Annotated in this window: 23 protein-coding genes; 17 read left to right on the plus strand and 6 right to left on the minus strand. The window is 65.9% G+C overall.

Going from position 1 to position 25,418, the window contains the following annotated elements; all coding sequences use genetic code 11:
* The first annotated feature begins 289 nt into the window (after nt 1-289).
* Nucleotides 290-721: a hypothetical protein gene (locus IE101_RS07905; protein ID WP_189633283.1), complete on the plus strand. Its 432-nt coding sequence runs from the start codon at nt 290-292 to the stop codon at nt 719-721.
* 32 nt (nt 722-753) lie between these two features.
* Nucleotides 754-1,896, plus strand: coding sequence for an amidohydrolase (locus IE101_RS07910; RefSeq protein WP_189633284.1), 1,143 nt, complete (start codon nt 754-756; stop codon nt 1,894-1,896).
* Here IE101_RS07910 and IE101_RS07915 read toward each other — a convergent pair.
* A complete protein-coding gene (locus IE101_RS07915) occupies nt 1,893-2,777 on the minus strand; it encodes a CHAD domain-containing protein (protein ID WP_189633285.1) in 885 nt (294 codons plus the stop codon). The genes IE101_RS07910 and IE101_RS07915 overlap by 4 nt on opposite strands.
* A 232-nt stretch (nt 2,778-3,009) precedes the next feature.
* Here IE101_RS07915 and IE101_RS07920 point away from each other — a divergent pair, with 232 nt between their 5' ends.
* Nucleotides 3,010-5,295 carry a glycosyl hydrolase family 28-related protein gene (locus IE101_RS07920; protein ID WP_189633286.1) on the plus strand — a complete coding sequence of 762 codons (2,286 nt, stop codon included), beginning with the start codon at nt 3,010-3,012 and terminating at the stop codon, nt 5,293-5,295.
* A gap of 37 nt (nt 5,296-5,332) precedes the next feature.
* On the opposite strand, the gene IE101_RS07925 is transcribed toward IE101_RS07920, so the two are convergent.
* Nucleotides 5,333-5,827, minus strand: a complete 495-nt coding sequence (locus tag IE101_RS07925; RefSeq protein ID WP_189633287.1) for a pyridoxamine 5'-phosphate oxidase family protein — start codon at nt 5,825-5,827, stop codon at nt 5,333-5,335.
* 79 nt (nt 5,828-5,906) lie between these two features.
* Here IE101_RS07925 and IE101_RS07930 point away from each other — a divergent pair, with 79 nt between their 5' ends.
* The 5 genes from IE101_RS07930 to IE101_RS07950 all read left to right on the plus strand — a co-directional run bounded on the left by IE101_RS07930 (nt 5,907) and on the right by IE101_RS07950 (nt 13,057).
* A complete protein-coding gene (locus IE101_RS07930; RefSeq protein WP_189633288.1) occupies nt 5,907-7,535 on the plus strand; it encodes a SulP family inorganic anion transporter in 1,629 nt (542 codons plus the stop codon).
* Nucleotides 7,536-7,864: 329 nt separating this feature from the next.
* Nucleotides 7,865-9,832 (plus strand): acetate--CoA ligase, encoded by a 1,968-nt coding sequence (acs, locus tag IE101_RS07935; RefSeq protein WP_189633289.1) that lies wholly within the window; start codon nt 7,865-7,867, stop codon nt 9,830-9,832.
* A gap of 5 nt (nt 9,833-9,837) precedes the next feature.
* Nucleotides 9,838-10,524, plus strand: coding sequence for an adenylate kinase (locus tag IE101_RS07940; protein WP_189633290.1), 687 nt, complete (start codon nt 9,838-9,840; stop codon nt 10,522-10,524).
* A 199-nt stretch (nt 10,525-10,723) separates the two neighbouring features.
* Nucleotides 10,724-12,511 carry an MFS transporter gene (locus tag IE101_RS07945; protein ID WP_229804058.1) on the plus strand — a complete coding sequence of 596 codons (1,788 nt, stop codon included), beginning with the start codon at nt 10,724-10,726 and terminating at the stop codon, nt 12,509-12,511.
* 147 nt (nt 12,512-12,658) lie between these two features.
* Nucleotides 12,659-13,057: a response regulator transcription factor gene (locus IE101_RS07950; RefSeq protein WP_189633291.1), complete on the plus strand. Its 399-nt coding sequence runs from the start codon at nt 12,659-12,661 to the stop codon at nt 13,055-13,057.
* A 12-nt stretch (nt 13,058-13,069) separates the two neighbouring features.
* Here the strand turns inward: IE101_RS07950 and IE101_RS07955 are convergent, their stop codons facing one another.
* A complete protein-coding gene (locus tag IE101_RS07955; protein ID WP_189633292.1) occupies nt 13,070-13,351 on the minus strand; it encodes a hypothetical protein in 282 nt (93 codons plus the stop codon).
* Nucleotides 13,352-13,468: 117 nt separating this feature from the next.
* Here IE101_RS07955 and dnaG point away from each other — a divergent pair, with 117 nt between their 5' ends.
* From dnaG to ribD, 6 genes are all read left to right on the plus strand, one after another.
* Nucleotides 13,469-15,460: a DNA primase gene (gene dnaG / locus IE101_RS07960; RefSeq protein ID WP_189633293.1), complete on the plus strand. Its 1,992-nt coding sequence runs from the start codon at nt 13,469-13,471 to the stop codon at nt 15,458-15,460.
* Nucleotides 15,461-15,581: 121 nt separating this feature from the next.
* On the plus strand, nt 15,582-17,579 hold the full coding sequence (gene rpoD, locus IE101_RS07965) for an RNA polymerase sigma factor RpoD (RefSeq protein WP_189633294.1): 1,998 nt from the start codon (nt 15,582-15,584) through the stop codon (nt 17,577-17,579).
* A gap of 37 nt (nt 17,580-17,616) precedes the next feature.
* Complete coding sequence (locus IE101_RS07970) at nt 17,617-18,033, plus strand: secondary thiamine-phosphate synthase enzyme YjbQ (protein WP_189633295.1); 417 nt, start codon at nt 17,617-17,619, stop codon at nt 18,031-18,033.
* 79 nt (nt 18,034-18,112) lie between these two features.
* Nucleotides 18,113-18,493 carry a hypothetical protein gene (locus tag IE101_RS07975; RefSeq protein WP_189633296.1) on the plus strand — a complete coding sequence of 127 codons (381 nt, stop codon included), beginning with the start codon at nt 18,113-18,115 and terminating at the stop codon, nt 18,491-18,493.
* A gap of 192 nt (nt 18,494-18,685) precedes the next feature.
* Nucleotides 18,686-19,156, plus strand: a complete 471-nt coding sequence (nrdR, locus tag IE101_RS07980; RefSeq protein ID WP_189633297.1) for a transcriptional regulator NrdR — start codon at nt 18,686-18,688, stop codon at nt 19,154-19,156.
* A complete protein-coding gene (ribD, locus tag IE101_RS07985) occupies nt 19,153-20,256 on the plus strand; it encodes a bifunctional diaminohydroxyphosphoribosylaminopyrimidine deaminase/5-amino-6-(5-phosphoribosylamino)uracil reductase RibD (RefSeq protein WP_268247277.1) in 1,104 nt (367 codons plus the stop codon). The genes nrdR and ribD overlap by 4 nt, the downstream gene beginning before the upstream one ends.
* A gap of 5 nt (nt 20,257-20,261) precedes the next feature.
* Here the strand turns inward: ribD and IE101_RS07990 are convergent, their stop codons facing one another.
* Nucleotides 20,262-22,220 (minus strand): AsmA family protein, encoded by a 1,959-nt coding sequence (locus tag IE101_RS07990; protein WP_189633298.1) that lies wholly within the window; start codon nt 22,218-22,220, stop codon nt 20,262-20,264.
* A gap of 158 nt (nt 22,221-22,378) precedes the next feature.
* Here IE101_RS07990 and rimO point away from each other — a divergent pair, with 158 nt between their 5' ends.
* The 3 genes from rimO (at nt 22,379) to IE101_RS08005 (ending at nt 24,611) form a co-directional block, all read left to right on the plus strand.
* Nucleotides 22,379-23,773: a 30S ribosomal protein S12 methylthiotransferase RimO gene (gene rimO / locus IE101_RS07995; RefSeq protein WP_189633299.1), complete on the plus strand. Its 1,395-nt coding sequence runs from the start codon at nt 22,379-22,381 to the stop codon at nt 23,771-23,773.
* Between the two features lie 64 nt (nt 23,774-23,837).
* Nucleotides 23,838-24,080: a CDGSH iron-sulfur domain-containing protein gene (locus IE101_RS08000; protein ID WP_189633300.1), complete on the plus strand. Its 243-nt coding sequence runs from the start codon at nt 23,838-23,840 to the stop codon at nt 24,078-24,080.
* A 156-nt stretch (nt 24,081-24,236) separates the two neighbouring features.
* Nucleotides 24,237-24,611: a TonB-dependent receptor gene (locus IE101_RS08005; protein WP_189633301.1), complete on the plus strand. Its 375-nt coding sequence runs from the start codon at nt 24,237-24,239 to the stop codon at nt 24,609-24,611.
* A gap of 8 nt (nt 24,612-24,619) precedes the next feature.
* Here IE101_RS08005 and IE101_RS08010 read toward each other — a convergent pair whose 3' ends face one another.
* Nucleotides 24,620-24,982, minus strand: coding sequence for a diacylglycerol kinase (locus IE101_RS08010; protein WP_189633302.1), 363 nt, complete (start codon nt 24,980-24,982; stop codon nt 24,620-24,622).
* Between the two features lie 71 nt (nt 24,983-25,053).
* Nucleotides 25,054-25,410: a YigZ family protein gene (locus IE101_RS08015; protein WP_189633303.1), complete on the minus strand. Its 357-nt coding sequence runs from the start codon at nt 25,408-25,410 to the stop codon at nt 25,054-25,056.
* Nucleotides 25,411-25,418: the final 8 nt, after the last annotated feature.

Consider the following 25,418-nt stretch of genomic DNA (forward strand, 5'->3'; position numbering starts at 1 on the left):
CCGCGAATTGTGGTCAAGGTCGAAACAGACCGCCGCCTTTCCGCCCGAATTGGGGGCCGTGGGGGGCATTTCGCACGATGATCCCGAATCGATGTCAATGGCGCGAATGAATAAAAGACCATCCTTTCGGCTGGTTCAGGGTGGCCCGTCCGCAGGGCTGGGGCGTGTCCTGCCCAATGCATAGGCAGGGGCACGGCGGGTGGCCCGCCATTTTGCCCCATTTCATTGACTTTTCGGCCCGGCCTTGCCACATCGCCCCCGAGCAGAATTCACAAGACAGGGCGCCAGAATGACCCATACCCTTGCCGGGCTGTTCCGCAGCCTGTTTCCCGCCATTTGTTCGGCACTGGCCCTTATCGTCCTCGGGGGGGCGGGGCTTTACTATTTTGCCACCGGCTTTGCGTTCAGCGCGATTGTGATGGCGCTGGGGGGGCTGGCCGCGCTGGTCGCGCTTTTCGGGCTGGTGGCGCTTCAGATCGAGAACAATGATCTCTTGCACCGCATCGCCGAAGCCGCCGAGGGGCAGGCTGCCGGTGCCATGGTGCGTCCGGTTGGCGGCCAGGTGGCGCCGACCCTGCCTGCCGTGCCGGATGAACCGGAAGATCTGGGCCCGACGCTGGTCGCCCGCCGGATCATCGCCACGCCGCGTCGCGCCCAGCCTGCCGCTGCTGTCGGCCGGATCGAACCTGTCGTGACCGTGCAGCGCCGCGCCGGGGTCTGACCCCGTTTTCCCGTTTCCCACCGGAGGTGGACATGCTGTCGAATGCTGATCTTGCTGCGCTGGTCGCCTTCCGCCACGCCCTGCACCGCCAGCCCGAAGTTTCGGGCGAAGAAATGGCCACCGCCGCCGCTGTTCGTGCCTTTACCGCCGATACCGGCCCAGATGCCGTGATCGAAGGGCTGGGCGGTCATGGCCTTGCGCTGGTCTATCATGGTGCGGCCCCCGGGCCGACGGTCCTGATCCGCTCCGAGCTTGACGCCCTGCCGATCGAGGAAATCGGAGATTTGCCGCATCGGTCGCAGATCACGGGGAAAGGGCATCTATGCGGCCATGACGGGCACAGCACCATCCTGTGCGGTGTGGCGCGGCTTCTGGGCCGCGCGCGGCCCGCGCGCGGGCGGGTCGTGCTGATGTTCCAGCCGGCCGAAGAAACCGGCGCGGGTGCGGCGGCGGTGTTGGCGGATCCTCGGTTTTCGGACCTTGTGCCCGATTACGCCTTTTCGCTGCACAATCTTCCCGGGCTGCCACTGGGCCGCGCCGCCATTGCGGCGGGGCCTGCGAATTGCGCCTCGGTCGGGATGCGGCTGCGGTTTCTGGGCCGCACGTCCCATGCCGCAGAGCCGCACAAGGGGGTGACGCCCGGTCCGGCCTTGGGGCGGCTGATCCCGGCGCTGCTGGCGCTGGGGCAGGGCGGTGATCTGGGGCCTGCCTTCCGGTTGGTGACGTTGACCCATCTGCGGATGGGCGAACCCGCCTTCGGCATCACCCCGGGCGAGGCCGAGCTCTGGGCCACGCTGCGCACCATGACGGATGCGGGCATGGCCGATCTGCGCGCGCGCGCCGTTGCGCTGGTCGAGGCCGAAGCCGCGGCCGAGGGGCTGGGGCTTGAGATCACCTGGCACGACGATTTCGCCGCCTGCACCAATGACCCCGAGGCCACCGCCCTGATGCGCGCCGCGCTGGAGGGGGCGGGTGTGCCGCTGATTTCGGCCGAGCCGATGCGCGCATCCGAGGATTTCGGGCGTTTCGGCACCGTTGCCAAGGCGGCGATGTTCTGGCTTGGCTCTGGCGAGGATCACCCCGCGCTGCATTACCCCGATTACGATTTCTCCGATGACCTGATCGCCATCGGCACCCGTGCCTTTGATCGGGTGATCCGGGATCTGCTGGGCTAGGCGGCCCCACCCAGCTGGGCGCGCCAGACCTTCCACCATTTGACCCAAAGGTCGGCGATCTCTTCCGGCTCGCCCGCGAAGAGACGCGCGCCAAGGGGGAAGGCCATCGCTTCGATTCCGGTCTGGGCATCCTGAATGCGCGCCGTCAGAAGGTCGGCGGCTTCGGGCGGCAGCACCGCTGGGGCGAGCGGGGCAAGATGCGCGCGCAGCTCTGCCAGATCGTGATGATCGCCAAGGGCCACGGCCAGGCGATCGGCCTCGGCAGCAAGGGGGCGCAGAACCTCGGGCCAGATGGGCTGCAGAAGGCGGGCCTGATACCAGTGATCCTTGGCGCGCTTGCGCCAGTCGTGCAGGGCCTCGGCCTCACGGCTGTCGCGCGCGGTCCGCATGGCGCGGCGCGCCCGTAGGCGGGTTTCGGCCAGCCCCTGCATCAGGATGCGGCGGTCGTTGCCCGTGACCTCCCACCCCTCGACGCGGAGGGCGAGGCTGGCGAAAACCGCCTGCAGGTCGGGCGTCGGTTGCCGTGCCGCAGCGGCCTCGGTCAGAAGGTGCGCCCGCAGCGGGGCAAGGCAGGGCAGATCGGCGCCCGCCACCACCCGGTCAAAGGTGGCCAGCCGCACCGCTGCATCCCTTTGCCCGGCCAGCGCATGGCCCGCCGCACGCAGGATGGCGTTTTCGGCGGGCTGCACATCGGCCAGCCCCGCCCGCAAAAGCCGCAGCAAGGCGCGCAGCTTCTTGATCCCCTTGCGCGCGGTATGGATGGCCGCCGTATCTGCCGGGTCTTGTGACAGCGCGTCCTGGATCCGGGCGATCTCGGCCAGGGCGAGGCGGCGCATCCCTTGGGTCAGCGAGACATCGCTCAGCTCGAAACGGTAAGGCATGGAGGCTCCGCAATCTGGTATTCGGTTTCGGGGGAGAGCTAGCCTCCGCCTGTAACGCCGAGATGACAGGCAGGTAACATGGGGGTGTGTGTCCCTGTCGCGCAACCCCTGCGTGTTGCGCGCGGGGGCAGGGCGGCGCACGGGGGGCTGACCCCCCGTTAACCCCGCGGCGGTAATCGTCCCACCAAGGACGCGCATTGCGCCGGGATACCGAGCCGAGGGGGCTTTCACGATGAACATGGCGATTACCGATGGACTGATGCTGATGCCGCCGCCGTTTGCGGCAGGGCTGACGCAATGGTCGCGGGCGGACGGCACGCCCGGCACCACCAGCTATGCCGGTGCGGCGGATGCCGCGCTTGTCCCGGCCGATCAGGATTTTGGCGGCTGTCTGGAGCTGCAGAAGACCGAGACGACGCAGCGCTTGCGCTACAAGGGGGAAACGCCCTTCCGGCCGGGGCTTTACCTTCGGGTGACGGCACGGGTGAAGGCGGTTGCGGGCAATATGCCGGCGGTGCGGATCGCGGCCTATGCCGCGCGGGCAGACGGATCGTCGGTGGCGGTGCCGGTGACGGGGCCGCAGGTCACGCTGACCTCATACGGTGCGGTGGTCACGGTCAGCGCCATCGTGGGGTCGGGCAATCGCACGGGCGTGGACATGGTCTGGGGGACGGAACCCAGCTATGCCCATTTCGGCCTTGATCTGACTGGCGCGAATGGCGGCATTATCCGGATCGACGATCTGGTGATCGAGGATGTGACCGCGATCTTCCATCGCAAGATGATCGACGTTGTGGATGTGCGCGACTATGGCGCGCTCGGCAATGGTACGACGGATGACCGCGCGGCCTTTGTGGCGGCGGATCAGGCGGCGGCGGGGCGGACGCTACTTGTTTCGGCCGGGACCTATCGCATCGGATCAAGCCTGACGCTGGACAGTGCGGTGCGCTTTGAAGGCACGGTCGCGCTGCCCGAGGCCGCGCGGCTGACCTGCACGCGGAACTATGATCTTGAGACCTACAGCGCGGCCTTCGGCAGCGATCTTGAGGGCTTCCGCCGCGGGCTGCAATCGCTGTTCTATTTCAGCGACCATGTCGTCTTTGACCTGTCGGGCCGCAAGGTGGATCTTCCCGCGCCGCTGGACGTGGCGGCGCTTGCCGGTCTGACCAGCCTGACAAGCCGCCGGGTGCTGACCAATGGCCAGATCGGCGCGGCCAATACCACCGCCTGGACGACCGATCAGGTGACCTCGGTCGCAAGCTACGCGCCAGCCTCTCCCACGCTGCTGACGGGGGTGGCGAATGTCGCCAATATCCCCGTGGGGTCGCGCGTCAGCGGCACTGGCGTCGGGCGTGAGGTCTATGTGCGGGCGCGCAACGTGGCGGCGGGGACACTGACGCTCAGCCAGCCGCTCTGGGGCGGTGCGGGGACGCGCAGCTATACCTTCCGGCGCTATAAATACCTGCTGGATTTCTCGGGTTTTGAGAACCTTGCCCGGTTTGAAATCACCGATATCGATTTCAACTGTGCAGGCCGCGCAAGCGGGGTGATGCTGGCGAAATCGGGGCTGACCTTCCGCATCGCCGATTGTGTCTTCACCTCGCCCGCGGATCGGGGGATCACCTCGATCGGGTCGGGCTGTCAGGGCATGATCGTCGATCAGTGCCAGTTCCTGTCCGCGGAACAGGCGATGCCCGCGCAGAACCGCACTACCATTGCGCTGAACACCAATGCCAATGATGCGAAGCTTCGGGATAACCGCGTCGTGCGCTTTGCCCATTTCGCGGTGATGGGCGGTAATGGCAACCTGTTCAGCGGCAACCATTTCTTCGGCGGCGATGATGAAACCGACGGGCTGCGGCAGGCCGGGGTCGTGCTGACCAATCCCAATTGCAAGACCATGTTCACCGGCAATTACATCGACAACAGCTGGATCGAATGGAGCAACGAATATGACCCCGAGCCGGGGTTCAGCACCGGCTTTTCCTTCGGGGCGCTGACGCTGACCGGCAATATCTTCACCTGCAACGATGTCTCGGCCGCCTTCCGCTGGATCGTGCTGCGCCCGCGCGGGCCGGGGCATTTCCTCAACGGGCTGGCGGTGGTGGGCAATGTGTTCCGCACCGTGAACGCGACCATCGACCGGGTGGAAAAGATCGACACCACGCAGGCCGGGCTGGATATGACGCGGGCGCGCAATATCGTCTTTGCCGCCAATACGTTCAACGGCATCACCCAGCAGACGGTGAACCCGGTGACGCTCCGCCATGCGCAGAACACCGCCGCTGCCACCTGGACGGTGTCAAGCGCGGGCTATCTGCCCTTTGGCGGGCGGGTCATGGCGGTGACATCGGTCCAGCCGGAAGGGCCGCTTGCCACGGCGGCGGGGACGGAAGGGTTCTGGTCCGGTTATGCCCGCCCGGAACAGGGGGCCGGGGCGGCCTCGGCCACATTGCATTGGCCACAGGCCCTGCGGGGTGTGGCGCAGGTGGTATTGCGGGGCGATCTGCCTGCGTGATCCGATCTGCCGATCAGAGGCCCTGCGGGGCCTCTTCTCACATGGCGAGATCGGCGGGCGACAGGTGGTGGGCGCGCCCGAAACCGCCATTCAGCAGGGCCGAGACCGGGCGGAGGCGGGCAAAGGTGAAATCGGCGAAGTCGATGTAAAGCTTGGCCTTGGGGTGATGGGTCAGCCAGTGATCGCGCAGGGCCGCATGAACGGGGTCGGTGCGGTCAACAAATTCGGCCGTGACGCGCAGCATCAGGCGCGGGTGGGTCAGCGGGTCGCCCTTGTCACCCGGTTCGCCCACCATCACCGCTGCTGCCGGATGGGCGACCAGCGCCGCATGATGCGCCGACAGCGCCGAAACCAGCGTCACCGGCATTCCGTCGGGGCCAAGGCCAAAGGCGATACGGCTGATCCCCGCCGTGCCGGTGGCCGGGTCGGTATAGGCCAGCGCCGCATGGCGGGCGTTTTGCAGCAGGCCCTGCGTAAGGGCGCGCGCCTCGGCATCGGCGGGTTGCACGGGATCGGGGCGTTTATCGGGCATGACAATCCGGCATGGGTGCAAAGGTTGACAGCAGCGGGTCAGAGGCGTCTGGTGGTGAAAACATCGCTACAGGCGCGCCATGTCCGAGACAAGCCGTTCCGTCGCCGCAGGGGCCAACCCCTTCCTGCCGAAGCTGATCACTGTTTTGCGCGAAGGCTATGGCCTTGCCGCGCTGCGCGCCGATGCTGTGGCGGGGCTGACCGTTGCCATTGTTGCATTGCCCCTGTCGATGGCGATTGCCATCGCCAGCGGGGTCGGGCCGGAGCGCGGGCTTTACACGGCGATTGCGGGCGGGTTCCTCGTGTCGGTTCTGGGCGGATCGCGCTACCAGATCGGCGGGCCTGCGGGTGCCTTCATCGTGCTGGTCGCGGCCTGTGTGGCGCAGATCGGGGTGCCGGGGTTGATCCTGGCCACGGTGATGTCCGGGGTGTTGCTTGTGGCGCTGGGGCTGGCGCGGCTGGGCAGCTACATCCGCTTCATCCCCTATCCGGTGACCCTGGGCTTTACCGCGGGGATTGCCGTCATCATCTTCTCCAGCCAACTGCGGGATCTGTTCGGGCTGGCGCTGGCCGCGCCAGAGCCGGGGCCGCTGCTGCCCAAGCTGGGGGCTTTGTGGGCGGCGCGGGGCACGCACTCGCCCGCGGCGGTGGGGGTCAGCCTTGGCACCATCGCGCTGATCATGGGGCTTCGGGCGCTGGCGCCGCGCTGGCCGGGGATGTTGATCGCGGTGGCGGGGATGAGCGCTCTGGCCGCGCTTGGCCTGCCGGTCGCCACCATTGGCAGCACCTTTGGCGCCTTGCCGCGCACCTTGCCCATGCCGGCGCTGCCCGAAATCACGTGGACGACGGTGCAGGCCGCCGCCCCCTGGGCCTTCAGCTTTACCTTGCTGGGGGCGATCGAATCCCTCCTCTCGGCGGTGGTGGCCGATGGCATGTCAGGCCGCCAGCACCGCCCCAATGCCGAGCTTGTGGCGCAGGGCATCGCCAATATCGGATCGGGGCTTTTTGGCGGGATCTGCGTCACCGGCACCATTGCCCGCACGGCGACCAATGTGCGCGCGGGGTCGCGGGGGCCGGTGTCGGGCGTGCTGCATGCGGTGTTTCTGGCGCTGGCGCTGCTGATCGCGGCGCCTTTGGCCGGTCATATCCCCCTGGCCGCGCTGGCGGGGGTGCTGGTCACCGTGGCCTGGAACATGGCCGAGCGGCACGAGATCGCAGCTCTGATCCGCAGCAGCCGGACCGACGCCGCGATTTTGGCCGTGACCTTCCTTCTGGTGCTGTTCCGCGACCTGACCGAGGGCATTGTCGTGGGCTTTGCGCTGTCGGGGCTCGTGTTCCTCAAGCGGATGTCGGATGCCACGGCCATCAACCTGCATCACACCCGCGCGGCCGATCATCACCGGGTCTATGCCCTGACCGGCCCGTTCTTCTTCGGTGCCGCCGCGCGGCTGAGCGCCGCGCTGGACCGCATCGCCGACCAGCCCCGAACCGTCATTCTGGATTTCACGGCGGTGCCGCTGGTCGACAGTTCGGGCGCCCGCAGCCTTGTCCTTCTGGCCGAGAAACTGGAGCGTCTTGGCGGAACGTTGTGGATTGCGGGCGCGCAGGCCGAGGTGGCCACGATTTTGCGGGCCGCAGGTCTGGACGCCACCCGCTGCCGCCAGTTTCCCGATCTGGACAGCGCAGAACAGGCGCTTCTGACGGCCTGACCGCTAGATCTGGGTGATTCGTCCCGCTGACCCGCATTGCTATGGCAAATTTACGGCTTTGTGGCCCCGTGGCGGGCCACTGGGGGGACTTTGCCGATCGTTCACGCCGGCGTGACCCGGCACTGTATTGAATTCTTTCGGAAAATCCGCGCGACCCTTTTCACGATTTACAGATTTCGTTCGATACCAGTCAAAAAATTTACAGAAAAAACCATTTAACAAAAGGGGTTACGCGAAAATCTGTTTTGGGTTTACAATGGCCGCAGGGATGGAAGGATCTGGCACGGCTCACCGCCGGATCCACGCTTACGACGAGGGGGGACCCCAGGATGAACCAACAGCCCGCCGAACTTGCGCCGACGACGCGCGACGTTCCCGCCGGTTTCGAAAACGCGCATGCCGATCTTGCCAAGTATCGCGCCATGTATGCCGAATCGGTCGACGACCCCGATGCCTTCTGGGGCCGTGAGGGGAAGCGGCTGGACTGGATCAAACCCTATACCCGCGTGAAGAACACCGACTTCACCTTCGGCAAAGTGTCGATCAAATGGTTCGAGGACGGGGTTCTGAACGCCTCGGTCAACTGCATCGACCGCCACCTGAAGGACCGCGCGCTGCAGACCGCCATCATCTGGGAACCCGATGATCCGGCAACGCCCGCGTTGCACATCACCTACAAAGAGCTGTCGGAGAAGGTGAACCGCATGGCCAACGTCCTGCTGTCGCAGGGCGTGATGCGGGGCGACCGCGTGGTGATCTATCTGCCGATGATCCCCGAGGCCGCCTATGCCATGCTGGCCTGCGCGCGCATCGGTGCCATCCATTCCATCGTCTTTGCAGGTTTCTCGCCCGATGCGCTGGCGAACCGCATCAATGACTGCGGCGCCAAGCTGGTCATCACCGCCGATACCGCCCCGCGCGGTGGCCGCCGCACGCCGCTGAAATCGAATACCGACGCTGCGCTGCTGCATTGCTCTGACAAGGTGCGCTGCCTTGTGGTCAAGCACACCGGCGATCAGATTTCCTGGGTCGATGGCCGCGATGTCGACGTCAAGCTGATGATGGACATGGTCAGCCCGGAATGCCCGCCCCGCCCGATGGGGGCCGAGGACCCGCTGTTCATCCTGTATACCTCGGGGTCGACCGGCAAGCCGAAGGGCGTGGTGCATACCACCGGCGGCTATCTGGTCTATGCCGCGATGACCCATCAATACACCTTCGACTATCAGGACGGCGATGTGTTCTGGTGCACCGCCGACGTGGGTTGGGTGACCGGACACAGCTATATCGTCTATGGCCCGCTGGCCAATGGCGCGACCACCATCATGTTCGAAGGCGTACCGACCTTCCCGGATGCCGGCCGTTTCTGGGAAGTCTGCGAAAAGCATGGCGTGACGCAGTTCTACACCGCGCCCACGGCGATCCGCTCGCTCATGGGGCAGGGGCCGGAATGGGTCGAGAAATATGATCTCTCGAAGCTGCGCGTGCTGGGTTCGGTCGGTGAGCCGATCAACCCCGAAGCCTGGGTCTGGTATGACAAGCATGTCGGCAAGGGCCGTTGCCCGATTGTCGATACCTTCTGGCAGACCGAAACCGGCGGCCACATGATTACCCCGCTGCCGGGTGCCACTGCGACCAAGCCGGGTTCGGCCACCACGCCCTTCTTCGGCGTCAAGCCGGTCGTGCTGGACCCCGCCACAGCCAAACGCCAGAGCGAGGTCGAGGCCGAGGGCGTCCTGTGCATCTCGGACAGCTGGCCGGGGCAGATGCGGACGCTCTGGGGCGACCATGACCGCTTCCAGGAGGCCTATTTCGCCCAGTACAAAGGGTATTACTTCACCGGGGACGGCTGCCGCCGCGATGCGGATGGCTATTACTGGATCACGGGCCGCGTGGATGACGTGATCAACGTCTCGGGGCACCGGATGGGCACTGCCGAGGTTGAAAGCGCACTGGTGGCCCATCAATCCGTGGCCGAAGCCGCCGTTGTCGGTTACCCGCATGACATCAAGGGGCAGGGCATCTACGCTTATGTCACGCTGATGAACGGGATTGAGCCGTCCGAGGATCTCCGCAAGGATCTGGTGAAATGGGTCCGCACCGAGATCGGCCCGATCGCCAGCCCAGATCTGATCCAGTGGTCGCCGGGCCTGCCCAAGACCCGTTCGGGCAAGATCATGCGCCGGATTCTCCGCAAGATCGCCGAGAATGACTTTGGCAGCCTGGGTGACACCTCCACGCTGGCCGATCCCTCGGTCGTGGATGAGCTGATCGCCAACCGCATGAACCGGGGCTGAGTGTGATGGCTGACACGACCACCCTCACCACGCCGGCGGTGCTGATCCTCCTCGGGCCTCCGGGCGCGGGGAAGGGCACCCAGGCCCGGATGCTGGAAGAGGACTTTGGCCTTGTGCAGCTCTCGACCGGTGATCTGCTGCGCGCTGCTGTCGCGGCCGGGACGGATGCGGGCCTGCGCGCCAAGGCGGTGATGGAGGCGGGGCAACTTGTGTCCGACGACATCGTGCTGGCGATCCTGCAGGACCGCATGGCCCAGCCCGATGTCGCCCGCGGGATCATCCTGGACGGGTTCCCGCGCACCGACGGGCAGGCCGCTGCCCTTGACGGGCTGCTGGCCCGCGCGGGCCAAAAGGTGACCGCCGCCATCAGCCTTGAGGTTGATGACGAGGCCATGGTCGGGCGTGTGTCCGGCCGCTACACCTGCGCCGCTTGCGGCGAAGGGTATCACGACGAATTCAAGCAACCCGCCCAGGCGGGGACTTGTGACAAATGCGGCGGCACGGCGTTCAAACGCCGCGCCGACGACAACGCCGAAACGGTGCGCGAACGGCTCAAGGCCTATCACGCCCAGACGGCGCCGCTGATCGCCTATTACGAAGCGCGGGGCGTGCTGGAACGGATCGATGCGATGGGTGCCATCGCCGATATCCGCCGGACGCTTGCCGCCATCGTCGAGCGCGTTTCAGCCTGAGGGGAGACCCGCATCCGGGGGGAGAGGACCGGGCGCGGGAGTGAGTAGGGGAGGCCGCCGGTCCGGCGGTCCAGCATGACAAGGCAGACAGGGCCCGCGCCCGTCCGAACCACCCGTCGCTGTCTTCGACGGGACTGGCTCTTGCATGCCCAAACCGAGACAGACCGGGTCCAGCCCGGCGAAACAAGGAGGATGCCTTATGGCAATGAATCAGACGGATGTGGCGGCCACCCGCTCGCGTCCCATGACGGCGGAAGAACGCAAGGTCATCATGGCCTCGTCCGCCGGGACGGTTTTCGAATGGTATGACTTCTACCTTTACGGCTCGCTCGCCTCGATCATCGGCGCGCAGTTCTTCACCGCCTTCCCGGAAGCCACCCGCAACGTGTTTGCGCTGCTGGCCTTTGCCGCCGGCTTCATCGTGCGTCCCTTCGGCGCGCTGGTGTTCGGCGCGATGGGCGACCTGATCGGCCGGAAGTATACCTTCCTGGCGACCATTCTGATCATGGGCTTCTCGACCTTCCTCGTCGGGATGCTGCCGGGCTACCAGTCCTGGGGCGTGGCCGCGCCGATCATCCTGATCGCGCTGCGGATGGCCCAGGGCCTGGCACTGGGTGGGGAATATGGCGGCGCCGCCGTCTATGTGGCCGAACACGCGCCTCCGGGCCAGCGCGGCTACTTCACCGCCTTCATCCAGACCACCGCGACCATCGGTCTGCTGCTGTCGCTGATCGTCATCCTGCTGGTGCAGGGCTACATCAACGGCCACTACCCGGATCAGCCGATCCTGGACGCCGCCGGTGCCGCCACGATGAACGCCGATGGCACCCCGGCCATGATGAAGGCCTTCAACGCCTGGGGCTGGCGCATCCCGTTCCTGGGTTCGATCTTCCTGCTGCTGATCTCGCTCTACATCCGTCTGCAGATGAACGAATCGCCGGCCTTCAAGAAGATGAAGGAAGAAGGCGCACAGTCGAAAGCGCCGCTGCGTGAAGCCTTCGGTCAGTGGAAGAACGCCAAGATCGCCATCATCGCGCTGCTCGGCCTTGTCGCCGGTCAGGCTGTGGTCTGGTACTCGGGTCAGTTCTACGCGCTGTTCTATGTGCAGAACGTCATCAAGGTGGACAGCTTCACCGCCAACGTGCTGGTGGCATGGTCGCTGATCCTCGGCACCGGTGGCTTCCTGTTCTTCGGGTCGCTGTCGGACAAGATCGGCCGCAAGCCGATCATCCTGGCGGGCTGCCTCATCGCTGCGATCACCTACTTCCCGGTGTTCGAGCTGCTGACCAAGACCGCGAACCCCGCGCTCTATGCGGCGCATCAGACCCCGATCACCGTGACCGCAGATCTGGACTCCTGCTCGTTCCAGTTCAACCCGACGGGTACCGCCAAGTTCACTTCGTCCTGCGACATCGCCAAGGCGCTGCTGGCCAAATCCTCGGCCAACTACTCGACCGTGGCGGGCACCGCTGGCCAGGTGGCCGAAGTGAAGATCGGCGAAACCGTCATTGCGTCGTATGAAGCAGGTGCGCTTTCGGGCGACGATGCCAAGGCTGCGAAAACCGCCTTCGAGAAGTCGGTGAATGATGCCCTGACCGCTGCCGGCTATCCGCTGGTTGCCGACAAGAACGAGACCGTGGCCAAGGCGGCCCACTTCTTCGACATCTTCACCGGCCAGAAGCTGACCATCATCGCCATCCTGACCTACCTCATCGTTCTGGTGACCATGGTGTACGGCCCGATGGCGGCCATGCTGGTGGAACTGTTCCCGACCCGTATCCGCTACTCGGGTCTGTCGCTGCCCTACCACATCGGCAACGGCTGGTTCGGCGGCCTGCTGCCCGCCACCGCCTTCGCGATCTCGGCCCAGACCGGCAACATCTATGCGGGCCTCTGGTATGCGATCGTGGTCGCCCTGATGACCGTCGTCATCGGCACCCTGTTCGTGCCGGGCGGCACCCACAAGAAAGACATCTTCTCGGAGTGATCCGGCAAGAGACGGCCGGGCCGGGGGAAACCCCGGCCCGTTCGCACAAGCAAGACCCGACGTCCATTCGCTTTCGCCATTGCGCCCCGATCCCTTTTGACCGTCCGCCCTGGCTCAGAGGCCAGCCGCAGGTCCGGAGCCCGCGCCATGCCCCTCCACCACGACACCCCTGTTCCATCCGCGCCGCGGGTGCTGATCGTGGAAGATGACGATCACATCGCCATGGCCATCGAATATGTCCTGACGCGCGAGGGGCTGACCCATGAACGCGTGTCGATGGGGGCCGCCGCGCTGCCGCGCATTCGTGCGCTCAGCCCCGATCTCGTGCTTCTGGATGTGATGCTGCCCGATGTTTCTGGCCATGACATCTGCCGCGGCCTGCGGGAAGATCCCGCCCTTGCAGGGGTGCGCGTGCTGATGATGACGGCGCGGGGATCGGCCAATGACCGCCGCCGCGCGATGGACGAAGGCGCGGACGCCTTCGTGACCAAACCCTTTGATGTCAAGGATCTGCGCGCCGAGGTGCGGCGCCTTTTGCAGATCTGACGCCGCCCGCGGTCAGGTCCCGCGGCTGCGGCTGATGACCGACCAGACCCCCAGCGCCGCCGCCACGAAGATCGTGTTCACCACGACCCCGGTCGCCACCTGCATCCACAGCGGGGCAGCCACCGGGCTTGCGGCCGTGACCGGAATGATCACTGCGATGAAGGCGATCCCTGCCGCCAGCGGCACCCACATGCCCGTGGCCGCGCGCGTGCGGAACATCGTATAGATCAGCGCCAGAACCAGACCCAGCCGGAACACATCCGTCAGCTGCGCCTGCAGAAGTTCAACCCACATTTTCCCCTCCCTCTTTTCCTTCTCGATAGCGGAGCCGGGGCGGTCGGTCCAGCCTTCGGACGGCGCGCGCGCAGGGGCGCACTGGACTCTGGGCCGCATCCGCCCGATATAGAGGGCATGTCCCTGCCGCCCGGTTTCCTTGATGAGCTTCGCACCCGCGTCACGCTCTCCAGCGTGGTGGGGCGCAAAGTCACGTGGGATGCCCGCAAGTCCAATCAGGGCAAGGGCGACTGGTGGGCGCCTTGCCCCTTCCATCAGGAAAAATCGGCCTCTTTCCATGTCGATGACCGGAAGGGTTTTTACTACTGCTTCGGTTGCCACGCGAAGGGCGATGCTGTCACCTTCCTGAAAGAGGCCGAGAACGTCAGCTTCATGGAGGCGGTGGAGATTCTGGCGCGCGAGGCCGGAATGCAGATGCCCGCCCGTGATCCGCAGGCCGCGCAAAAGGCCGACCGTCGCACCCAGCTGGCCGAGGTGATGGAAGAGGCCGTCCGTTTCTTCCGGCTGCAACTGCGGATGCAGGGCGCGCAGGCCGCGCGGGATTATCTGGCGCAGAAGCGCCGCCTTTCGCCCGAGGCGCAAGACCGCTGGGAAATCGGTTGGGCGCCCGACAGCCGCGTGGCGCTTCTCAATGCGCTCAAGGCCAAGGGCGTGGCGCCGGATCTGATGGTGGCCAGCGGGCTGATCGCAAAGGGCGATGACGGCAGCCTTTATGACCGCTTCCGCGGCCGGATCATCTTTCCGATCCGCGATGCGCGGGGGCGGGCGATTTCGCTGGGCGGGCGGTCGATGGACCCGAACGCGCGGGCCAAATACCTTAACGGCCCGGAAACCGAGCTGTTCGACAAGGGGCGCAACCTCTTCAACCACGGCCCCGCACGGGAAGCTGCCGGGAAGGGGCGCCCGCTGATCGTGGCCGAGGGCTATATGGACGTGATCGCGCTGGTCGAGGCGGGCTTTCCCGCCGCCGTGGCGCCTTTGGGCACGGCCATCACCGAAGATCAGCTGCGCCTGATGTGGCGGATTTCGCCCGAACCCATCATCACCCTGGATGGCGATACGGCGGGCCAGCGCGCGGCCATGCGGGTGATCGACCTTGCGCTGCCGCTGTTGGAAGCGGGGCAGGGGTTGCGCTTTGCGGTGCTGCCGCCAGGGCTTGATCCTGATGACCTGCTCAAGCAGAAGGGAGCCCCGGCGATGCAAGAGGTGCTCGAGACGGCGCAGCCCATGGTGAACCTGCTTTGGCGGCGGGAAACCGAGGGCCGCGTTTTCGACAGCCCCGAACGCAAGGCCGCGCTCGACAAAAGCCTGCGCGCCGCGCTGATGAAGATCCGTGATCCTTCGATCCGCAAACACTACGGCGATGACATCAAGGAGCTGCGCTGGGATCTGTTCCGGCAGGGCCGCCGTCCCACGCGCAGCGCCGAACGCGCGCCACGCGCTGCCTTTGGCGGCACGGCGCGCGGGGGGCGGTTCCAGCCGGTCGAACCGCTGGCCAGTACCCGCGCCTCGCTTCTGGCCAGCGCGGCAGAGGGGGATGAAACGACCATCGCCCTGCGTGTTTCGGTGGTGCTGGCGGCGCTGTGCCTGCATCCGCGGCTGATTGACCGGCACGAGGCGCAGATCGAACGCATGCAGCTGTCGGACCCGGCACATGAACATCTGCGGCAGGTCGTGCTGACCCATGCCCATGACGCCGATCCCGATACTTGCGCCGCGCGCCTGGCGCGGGCAGCCGGTCCTGCCCTTGAAACGCTGCTTGCCCATCCCTACGTGCAGATCTCGCCTCCCGTGCGCCACCCGCAGGATCAGGACCGCGCGGCCATGTGTCTGGCGCAGGAACTGGCCAAGCTCGAGGCTCATTGGGGCGCTGAACAAGAGTTGCGCGAGGCAGAGGAGGACATCCACGCCCTTGCCGATGAAGGCCTCACCTGGCGGCTGGGGCAAGTGGCCCGCGCCAAGGCGGATGCCGAGAAGGGCCCCGAGGCCGCCCGCGCCGAAGGCGTGATCGCGCCCAACGGGGTCGAGCTGAATCGCGAGGAACTGGATCATGCACAACGGATATGGGCCAGCATCGACTTCACGCGCGGCGGAAAATCCCGCTCTTAGCCCTTATTCTGTTGGGTGTTGCGCCGGTTCTTGGGCCTGCGCACGCTCCCCCCTTGCCCTTCCTTGATTCGCACGATTGATTCGACATCGATACCGACTGATTCGGCCCCCAGGAGTTCACATGGTCAAAGACACCGACGACGGCAAACCCGAGGATCAGGACGCCGACGTTTCGCTCGACATGAGTCAGGCGGCCGTGAAGCGCATGATCGCGGATGCCCGCGAACGTGGCTACATCACCTATGATCAGCTGAACGCGGTGCTGCCCCCGGAACAGGCCTCGTCGGAGCAGATCGAGGATGTGATGGCCATGCTCTCGGAGATGGGCATCAACGTCGTCGAGAACGAAGAGGCCGAAGAGGGCGAAACCGGCGGTGAGCTGGTCGAGGCCGGGTCGGGATCGCGCGAGCTTGCCATTGCCGGGGGCGCGTCGGAAACGCTCGACCGTACGGATGACCCCGTGCGCATGTATCTGCGCGAAATGGGCAGCGTCGAGCTTTTGTCGCGCGAAGGCGAGATCGCCATCGCCAAGCGCATCGAAGCCGGGCGCAACACCATGATCGCGGGGCTGTGCGAAAGCCCGCTGACCTTTCAGGCCATCACCATCTGGCGCGAGGAACTTCTGAACGAAGACATCCTGCTGCGCGACGTGATCGACCTCGAAGCCACCTTCGGCCGGTCGCTGGATGGCGATGACGAACTGGGCGGGCTTGAGGAAGTGGATATGGGCGCCGCCGCGGCCGCCACGCCGTCGCCGCGCCGGTCGTCGTCCGAGCCGGAACTTGATGCCGACGGCAACCCGATCAGCCGCGCCGATGACGACGAAGAGGATGACGAAGCCTCGAACATGTCGCTGGCGGCGATGGAAAACGCCCTGCGTCCCAAGGTGCTGGAGACGCTGGAACGCATCGCGCTGGATTACGAGACGCTCTCGGACATGCAGGACCGCCGCATGAGCGCGGCGATGAACAGCCGCGTGGCCCGTTTTACCGCGGATGAAGAGGCGACCTATCAGAAGCTGCGGTCGGAAATCGTGCTGCTGGTGAATGAACTCCATCTGCACAACAATCGGATCGAGGCGCTGATCGACCAGCTTTACGGCATCAACCGCAAGATCATGTCCATCAACTCGGGCATGGTGAAGCTGGCCGATGCCGCGCGGATCAACCGCCGCGAATTCATCGATGAATATCAGGGTTACGAGCTGGACCCGAACTGGATTGACCGCATGGCGGCCAAGGCCGGCCGCGGCTGGCAGACTCTGATCGAAAAGAGCCGTGACAAGCTGGAGGATCTGCGGACCGAAATGGCGCAGGTCGGCCAGTATGTCGGTGTGGATATCTCTGAATTCCGCCGCATCGTGCAACAGGTGCAGAAGGGCGAGAAAGAGGCCCGTCAGGCGAAGAAGGAAATGGTCGAGGCGAACCTGCGGCTCGTGATCTCGATTGCCAAGAAATACACCAACCGCGGTCTGCAGTTCCTTGATCTCATTCAGGAAGGCAATATTGGCCTGATGAAGGCGGTGGACAAATTCGAATACCGCCGCGGCTACAAATTCTCGACCTATGCGACCTGGTGGATCCGCCAGGCGATCACCCGGTCCATCGCCGACCAGGCCCGCACGATCCGCATCCCGGTCCACATGATCGAGACGATCAACAAGCTCGTCCGCACCGGCCGCCAGATGCTGCACGAAATCGGCCGCGAGCCGACGCCGGAGGAACTGGCCGAAAAGCTGCAGATGCCGCTGGAAAAGGTCCGCAAGGTGATGAAGATCGCCAAGGAGCCGATCAGCCTCGAAACCCCGATCGGCGACGAGGAAGACAGCCAGCTGGGCGATTTCATCCAGGATACCAACGCGATCCTGCCGCTGGATTCGGCCATTCAGGAAAACCTGAAGGAAACCACGACCCGCGTTCTGGCCAGCCTGACGCCGCGCGAAGAGCGCGTGCTGCGGATGCGCTTTGGCATCGGCATGAACACCGATCACACGCTGGAAGAGGTGGGCCAGCAGTTCAGCGTGACCCGCGAACGTATTCGTCAGATCGAGGCCAAGGCGCTGCGGAAGCTGAAACACCCGAGCCGCTCGCGCAAGCTGCGCAGCTTCCTCGACCAGTAAGGACAGCGCCCCCGCAAGGGGGCGTTTTGCTTTTGCCATGCATTGCATCTTTACCGTCCCCACCCGCGGCCCCGGCCTGTACGAGGTGACAGCTCAGATCCGCGACTGGGCCGAAGGGGCGGGCATGGCCGAGGCGCTGCTGACGCTGTTTGTCCGCCATACCTCGGCCAGCCTGCTGATCCAGGAAAACGCCGACCCCGAGGTGCAGGTCGATCTGCAGGCCTTCTTTGCGCGGCTGGTGCCGCCCTCGGATGATCCGGCGATGACCTATCTGACGCACACCTATGAAGGCCCCGATGACATGCCCGCCCATATCAAGGCGGCGCTTTTGCCCACCAGCCTGCACATCCCGCTGGTGCAGGGGCGGCTGGGGTTGGGAACCTGGCAGGGCATCTACCTGTTTGAACACCGCACCCGCCCGCATCGGCGTGAAATTCTGGCCCTGCTGCGCTAGGCGCGGGGTCGTGATCGGCCCCTGCCTTTCGTCCGCCGCCGGGCCGCGCTAGACTGCGGGCAACGAAAGGATTTCTTCCATGCGTCTTGCCTATCTTTCCATCGCGGTTGCCCTGGGGCTTGCCAGCCCTGCCGCGGCTTGGCTTGCCCCCAACAGCCTGACGGTGACCGATCAGGGCGGGGGGCGGTTCGAGGTGCACTCCCGCGGTGGTCTGTCCAACCCCGATGCCTTCTGCGCCGCGGGCGATTATGCGGTGCAGCAGCTGAACCTGGTGCCCACCGCCCGGATCTGGCGCGTCTCGCCGCCGCCGCGCCGGTCGGGCGAGGGGATCGTTTTCTCGACCAGCCCCGAGGGTGCCGCGCCCAAGACCGGGCTTTTCATGTTCGGCACGGATGACGGCTCCGTCTCGGTCGCCTTCGCGCAGCAGATGTGCGACCGGATGCGCCTCAGGGTCAAATGACCCCGGCCGCGGCGGTGGCGGGGGTATCCCCCTGAGTCCGCCGCGCCACAGTGCCGCCCCCATATCCTGCGGTCGGAAATTCCGACTAGGCGAAACCTGCGATGATGCGCTAGCGTCTGTGGATAACTGGGGGGCGGTCGCAAGACCCCTTGGACATCAGGCAGGACAGTCAGAAACAAAGGGGAACGGCCGATGCGCTGCCCATTCTGTGGCAATATCGACACTCAGGTGAAGGACAGCCGCCCGGCCGAGGATCACGTCTCGATCCGCCGTCGCCGGTTCTGCCCGGCCTGCGGGGGCCGCTTCACGACCTATGAGCGCGTGCAGCTGCGCGATCTGGTGGTGATCAAGACCTCAGGCAAGCGCGAGGATTTCGACCGCGACAAGCTGGAGCGTTCGATCCGCATCGCCATGCAGAAGCGTCCGATTGATCCGGAACGGATCGATCAGATGATCTCGGGCATTGTGCGCCGTCTGGAATCGCTGGGCGATACGGATATCCCGAGCCGCACCATTGGTGAGATCGTGATGGAAAGCCTCGCCCGGATCGACACGGTCGCCTATGTGCGCTTTGCCAGCGTTTACAAGAACTTCCAGGCGGCAGACGATTTCGACAAGTTCGTCTCGGAACTGCGGCCCACGACGGGCACCCCGGAAGAGTGAGCGGGACCGAGGCAGACCGCGCCTTCATGCGGACGGCGCTGGCGCTGGCGGCGCGCGGCTTGGGCAATACCTGGCCCAACCCGGCCGTGGGCTGTGTGCTGGTCTCGGCCGAAGGACGCATCGTGGGCCGGGGCTGGACCCAGCCGGGCGGCCGGCCCCATGCCGAACGCCGTGCGCTGGATCAGGCGGGGGCTTTGGCGCGGGGGGCTACGGCCTATGTCACGCTGGAACCCTGCGCCCATTACGGCAAGACACCGCCCTGCGCCGAAGGTCTGATTTCCGCCGGGGTGGCGCGCGTCGTCTCGGCGCTGACCGATCCTGACCCGCGCGTGGCGGGGCGGGGTCATGCCATGCTGCGGGACGCCGGGATTGCTGTCACCGAGGGCGTGCTGGCCGATGCGGCGCGGGCGCTGAATGCGGGTTTTCTCAAGCGCGTGGAACAGGGGCTGCCCTTTGTCACGCTGAAGCTTGCCACCACCATCGACGGGCGCATTGCCACCGCCAGCGGGGAAAGCCGCTGGATCACCGGACCCGAGGCGCGGCGTGCGGTGCATGCCATGCGGATGGGCCATGATGCGGTCATGGTCGGTTCGGGGACGGCGCTGGCCGATGACCCGGACCTGACGGTGCGCGACATGGGCGCCCCGCAGCAGCCCGTGCGGATCGTGATCGACAGTCTGCTGCGCCACAGCCCCGACAGCCGCCTTGGCCGCAGCGCCGCGGCCGCCCCGGTCTGGATGCTGCATGGTCAAGATGCGCCCTTTGCCGCCCAAGACGGTTGGCGCGCGACAGGCGCGCGGCTGCTGCCGGTGGCGATGGCGGGCGGGCATCTCGACCTGCGGGCGGCGCTGCGGGCGCTGGCCGAGGCGGGGCTGACGCGCATCTTCTGCGAAGGGGGGGCCGATCTGGCCGCCGCCCTCTTGCGCGCGGGTTTGGTGGATGAGCTGGTGCATTTCGGCGCGGGCGCCCTGATCGGCGCCGAGGGCCGTGCGGCCCTTGGCCCCATGGGCCTTCAGGCGCTAGCTGAGGCGCCGCGCCTGCAGCGGATCAGCCAGGACAGCGTCGGCGCCGATGTCGTCACCCGCTGGCATTGCAGCTGACCGGGTCAGTTGCCCTGAAGCAATTTGTCGAGGATGCGGCCTGTTTCCGCCTCGGCCGCTTCGCGCGCACGGCGGCGGGCGGCGTCTTCCAGGCTTTCGCCCGCTTCGGGGGTGATGCCCAGCTTTTCCTGCGCCAGTTCCTCGATCCGCTGCCGTGCCAAAGCCTCGGCCCGGGCCTGTTCGGCCTTGGCGCGTTCGCTGGCCAGCCATTCCAGATCCAACCGCACCTGCGGCTTGGCCCAGGGTCCGGAAATCAGCACCGGCACCGTCAGCCCGGCGCTGCCATCGGCCTTGGCGGCAAGCTGCGGCAGCAGGCGGTAACTGATCTTGCGCTGCCCCAGATCGACGCTGCCCGTGCCCCCGGCAGTGAACAGGGTGCTGGTCAGGGCCAGATCCTCGCTGGTGGCGACGCCGTCCTTCAGCGTGGTGGACACCGACAGGCGGTCAAACACCGTGCGCTTGCCCTCGCCGACATAGCCGGGGTCCATGGTCCGCAGCATCCCGGCAATATCCAGCCCCGCGACCTCACCCTTGCCCATCGACAGGGAAGCCTTCCCCGAGAGGCTTGCCATCAGCGCCGCGACCGTGGTCCCCGAGGCCAGCAGGTCAAGCTGCAGATCGGCCTTGCCGATCAGCCGGTCGCTGCCCGCCAGATCGGCCAGAAGCGCCTGGGTATCAAGGCCGTTGACGCCAAGCTTGGCCGAAGTCGAAAGCCCCTTGCGCGCGTTGACCACGATCTGCCCCTTGGCCTCTCCGCCATAGGCCTGCACTTCGGACAGGACCAACACGGCGCGGGCATCATCCAGCTGCAGCCGCGCGCGGGTCGGGCCCAGCGTCACCCCGCCGACGGCCACGCTTTGCGCCGACAGCGCCAGATCGGCATCCAGCTGCCCAAGGGCGCTGGCGTCGATGGGGGTGGTCGGCCAGCCGTCCGCCGGGGCACCATCCCCCGATCCGCCTTCCACCGGCAGCGGCAGGGATTCGGTCTGGAGCCGCCCCGTCAGGCGCGGGCGGGTCTTTCCGGGCTGCAGGTCGATCTCGGCCGACCAGAGGTGACCATCGGTCGTGATCTCGGCCCCGCGCAGATGCAGGCTGCCATCGCGCGTCAGCGTGAGATCGGCCTTGGCCGCAAGCTGTTCGGCACCATAGCCCTGCGGCAGATCGGGCAGGGGGGCGCCCTGCATGGTTTCCAGCGCGGGGCGGTCGGGCAGGTCGATCTCGACCCGGCCTTCGGCCATGGCGGGGCTGGCCGTGGCGCGACCCGTGAAGGTCAGACGGTTGGTGCCCGCCGTCGCAGTCAGCTGCAGATCCCCCAGCTTGCCGCCCAGGAAACCGGCCAGCGAGGCGACCTGGGCCTCAAGCGTAATGGGTTGGCCATTCTTCAGGGCCTCGGCGCTGACGCTCACCGGCCCATCAAACAGGGGGACGGCCGTTTGCAGATCCACCTCGGTCAGCTCGATGACCGCAGCATCAGGGGAAGGGCGCAGGCGCAGCTGACCGTTGCGGATCTGCAGGCTTTCAAGCGGCAGACCCTGCGCCAGACCTTCGGACCCGGCCGGCGTGGCCGGGGCGGCGGCGGGTTGTCCCAGTGCCCAGTTGCCGCGCCCCTGCGCGTCACGTTCCAGCGACAGGACGGGCGCCTCCAGCACCACCTCGGTGATCCGCACCTGGCCCGACAGCAGCGCCGCCATATCCAGCCCGATACCGATCTGTTCGGCGCTCAGCAGCGCCGGGTCTTGCGCCCAATCGGCATTGGCAATCCGGACCGGCCCGGCCGAAACCCCGAGGATCGGCCAGATCGACACGCGCGCACTGGGCCCGATGCTGATCTGCCGCCCGGTGGTGCGGGCAAATTCCCGCTCGGCCAGTGCCAGCACCTGATCCTTGGGCATCAGCACCACCATGAAGGCCAGCAGCAGGATCAGCACTGCCACCGCCGAAACCGCCTGCATCAAGCCGCGCATGGGCCGGTCTCCTGTTCTTCGTTCTTGCTGCTCTTTTGCAGGGAATCTTGCCCTGATCGCGGCAGGGGCGCAATCCCCGTGCCCCGGCCGCCTGCCCGAATGCGCAAAGGCCCGCGCGCCCCCTTTGCGCGCGGGGCGATCGCGGCTATATGGGGCCAATGTCCCAGAACCCGCCCAATCTCCGCCCCGACCTTGCCCGCGCCATCGTTCCCGACGAACGCCGCGCCGGACAACCGACCATTGGCATGGTCAGCCTAGGCTGCCCCAAGGCGCTTGTTGACAGCGAACGCATCCTGACGCGTCTGCGCGCCGAGGGTTACGCCATCAGCCCCGATTACAAGGGCGCCGATGCGGTGATCGTGAACACCTGCGGTTTTCTGGACAGCGCCAAGGCCGAAAGCCTGGATGCCATCGGCGAGGCGCTGCGCGAAAACGGCAAGGTTCTGGTGACGGGCTGCCTTGGTGCGGAACCCGAATTCATCACTGGCGCACACCCCAAGGTTCTGGCCGTGACCGGCCCGCATCAATACGAGGCCGTGCTGGATGCCGTCCACAAGGCGGTGCCGCCGTCGCCCGATCCCTTCATCGACCTGCTGCCCGCCAGCGGGGTAAAGCTGACGCCGCGGCATTACAGCTATCTCAAGATCTCCGAGGGCTGTAACCACAAGTGCAAGTTCTGCATCATCCCCGACATGCGCGGCAAGTTGGTCAGCCGCCCCGCCCATGCCGTGCTGCGCGAGGCGGAAAAGCTGGTCGAGGCCGGGGTGCGAGAGCTTCTGGTCATTTCGCAGGACACCTCGGCCTATGGGGTGGACCGCAAGCATGACATGGCCAAGTGGAAAGAGGGTGAGGTGCGCGCCCATATCACCGATCTGGCGCGCGAGCTGGGTCGGCTGGGTGCGGGGGATGATCTGTGGGTGCGGCTGCACTACGTCTACCCTTACCCGCATGTGCGCGATCTGATCCCGCTGATGGCCGAAGAGCTGGTGCTGCCTTACCTCGACATTCCGTTCCAGCATGCCCACCCCGACACGCTGAAGCGCATGGCGCGGCCTGCGGCGGCGGCAAAGACGCTGGACGAAATCGCCGCCTGGCGCGCGACCTGCCCGGACATCACCCTGCGTTCGACCTTCATCGTCGGCTACCCCGGAGAGACCGAGGCCGAATTCCAGACCCTGCTCGACTGGCTGGATGAGGCGCAGCTCGATCGCGTCGGCTGCTTCCAGTATGAAAACGTTGCGGGCGCGCGGTCGAACGATCTGCCCGATCACGTTCCGGCCGAGGTCAAGCAAGACCGCTGGGAGCGCTTCATGGAAAAGGCGCAGGCCATTTCCGAGGCCAAGCTGCAGGCCAAGGTGGGGCAGGTGATTCAGGTGCTGGTCGATGAGGTCGATGACGAAGGCGCGACCTGCCGCACCAAGGCCGATGCGCCCGAAATCGATGGCAACCTTTTTATCGATGAAGGTTTCGAAGGTCTGGCGCCCGGCGATTTCGTCACGGTCGAGGTCGAAGAAGCCAGCGATTACGACCTTTGGGGCCGGATCGTCGCGTGATGGGGCTTGATCGGCCGGAAGGCTCTGCCATCTTGGGGGCTTAGCCATCCCGAGGGAAAGCCAGATGACCGATACCCCCGACGTTCCGCAGAAAGCCCCCTACAAGGTCGAGCTTGAGGCCGGAAAGACCTATTTCTGGTGCGCCTGTGGCAAATCGCAGAAGCAGCCCTTCTGCGATGGCAGTCACAAGGGCACGACCTTCGCGCCGATGAAATTCACCGCCGAGGACAGCAAGACTGCCTTTCTTTGCGGCTGCAAGCACAGCGCGAAATCGCCCTTCTGCGACGGCAGCCACAAGGCGCTGTAAGATCAGGGCGCAAAACGGGAAACGGGGCCAATGCGCCCCGTTCTTTTCATCTCTGCAGCAACTTCAGGCATTTTTTGTGAACGGGCGTTCCCGTGCGGGAAAATATGCTATCCTGCGGCTGCGTCACTTTGACGCAGCTATATCAGGAGCGGAAAGATGAACATTTCCCGGAGCTTCCTGTTGATCGGTTCCTTGTATCTCTTGGTGGGGATTGGCCTTGGCAGCCATATGGGCGCCTCGGGCGATCATACGCTGGCGCCGGTGCATGCCCATATCAACCTTCTGGGCTTTGTGCTGATGACGCTGTTCGGCCTTGCCTATCGCGTGATGCCTGCCATGGGCGGGGGGATGCTGCCCAAGGCGCATTTCTGGCTGCATCAGGCGGGCAGTCTTGTCCTGCTGATCGGGTTGTTCCTGATGATGGGCGGGATGGTCGCGGCTGAAAGCATCGGGCCGGTGTTCCCGCTGGCCGAGCTTTCGATCCTTGCCGGGGTTGTGTGCTTTCTGGTCAACCTCTGGCGCCACGCCTGACGGGCGGGTCAGCCCAGCAGGATGACCAGCCAGGCCAGACCGCCCGCAATGGCAGTTACCGCCACGGCCGCGCTGCCCGCATCCTTGGCGCGGCCCGCGCGCGGGTCATGGTTGGTCGAGATGTAATCCACTGTCTCTTCGATGGCGGTGTTCATCAGCTCGGCCGCAAGGATCAGCACCCCCAGCGCCACGATCAGCGCACGTTCCCCGCTGGTCAGATCCAGCGAAAAGGCGAGCGTGTCGGACAACACATTCACCGCAAACCATTGGCGCAGCGATTTTTCGTTGCGCCAAGTCGAGATCCACCCCTGAAGCGACCAGGTGGCCGTATTCTTCAGCCGCAACAGCTCGGATTTTGCCCAGGCGAACATGATACCCCACTTCCCGTTCCGGTCCGCTTCTGACACGGCGGGGCAGGGGCTGTCCATTGCCCCGGTGGGGGTCAGACTTCGGTCTGATCCAGAAAGGCACGCACGCAGGTCACCACATGGGCGAATCGGTCGCCGCCCAGATGCACGCCGCCATACCAGCGCGTCACCACGACAATGGTATCCTTCAGCTCGGCCCGTTCCAGCATGCGCAGGATCACCGCCCCGGCGCCCGTTTCGCCGTCGTCATCCTTGACCGGCCCCCCGTCCGACAGGATGCAGGCCCAGCTGTTATGCGTGGCCTTGGCGTATTTCTTCACCCGGCGCAGATCGGCGATAAAGGCCGCACATCCCGCGCGCCCCTGCACCGGCCCGCCCGAGACCGCATATTTCGATCCCCGGTCGCGCACCACATTTTCGATCTGCCGCATCCGTCCCA

The organism is Gemmobacter lanyuensis, assembly GCF_014652355.1.
In the GTDB taxonomy this organism is placed as follows: Bacteria; Pseudomonadota; Alphaproteobacteria; order Rhodobacterales; family Rhodobacteraceae; genus Gemmobacter; species Gemmobacter lanyuensis.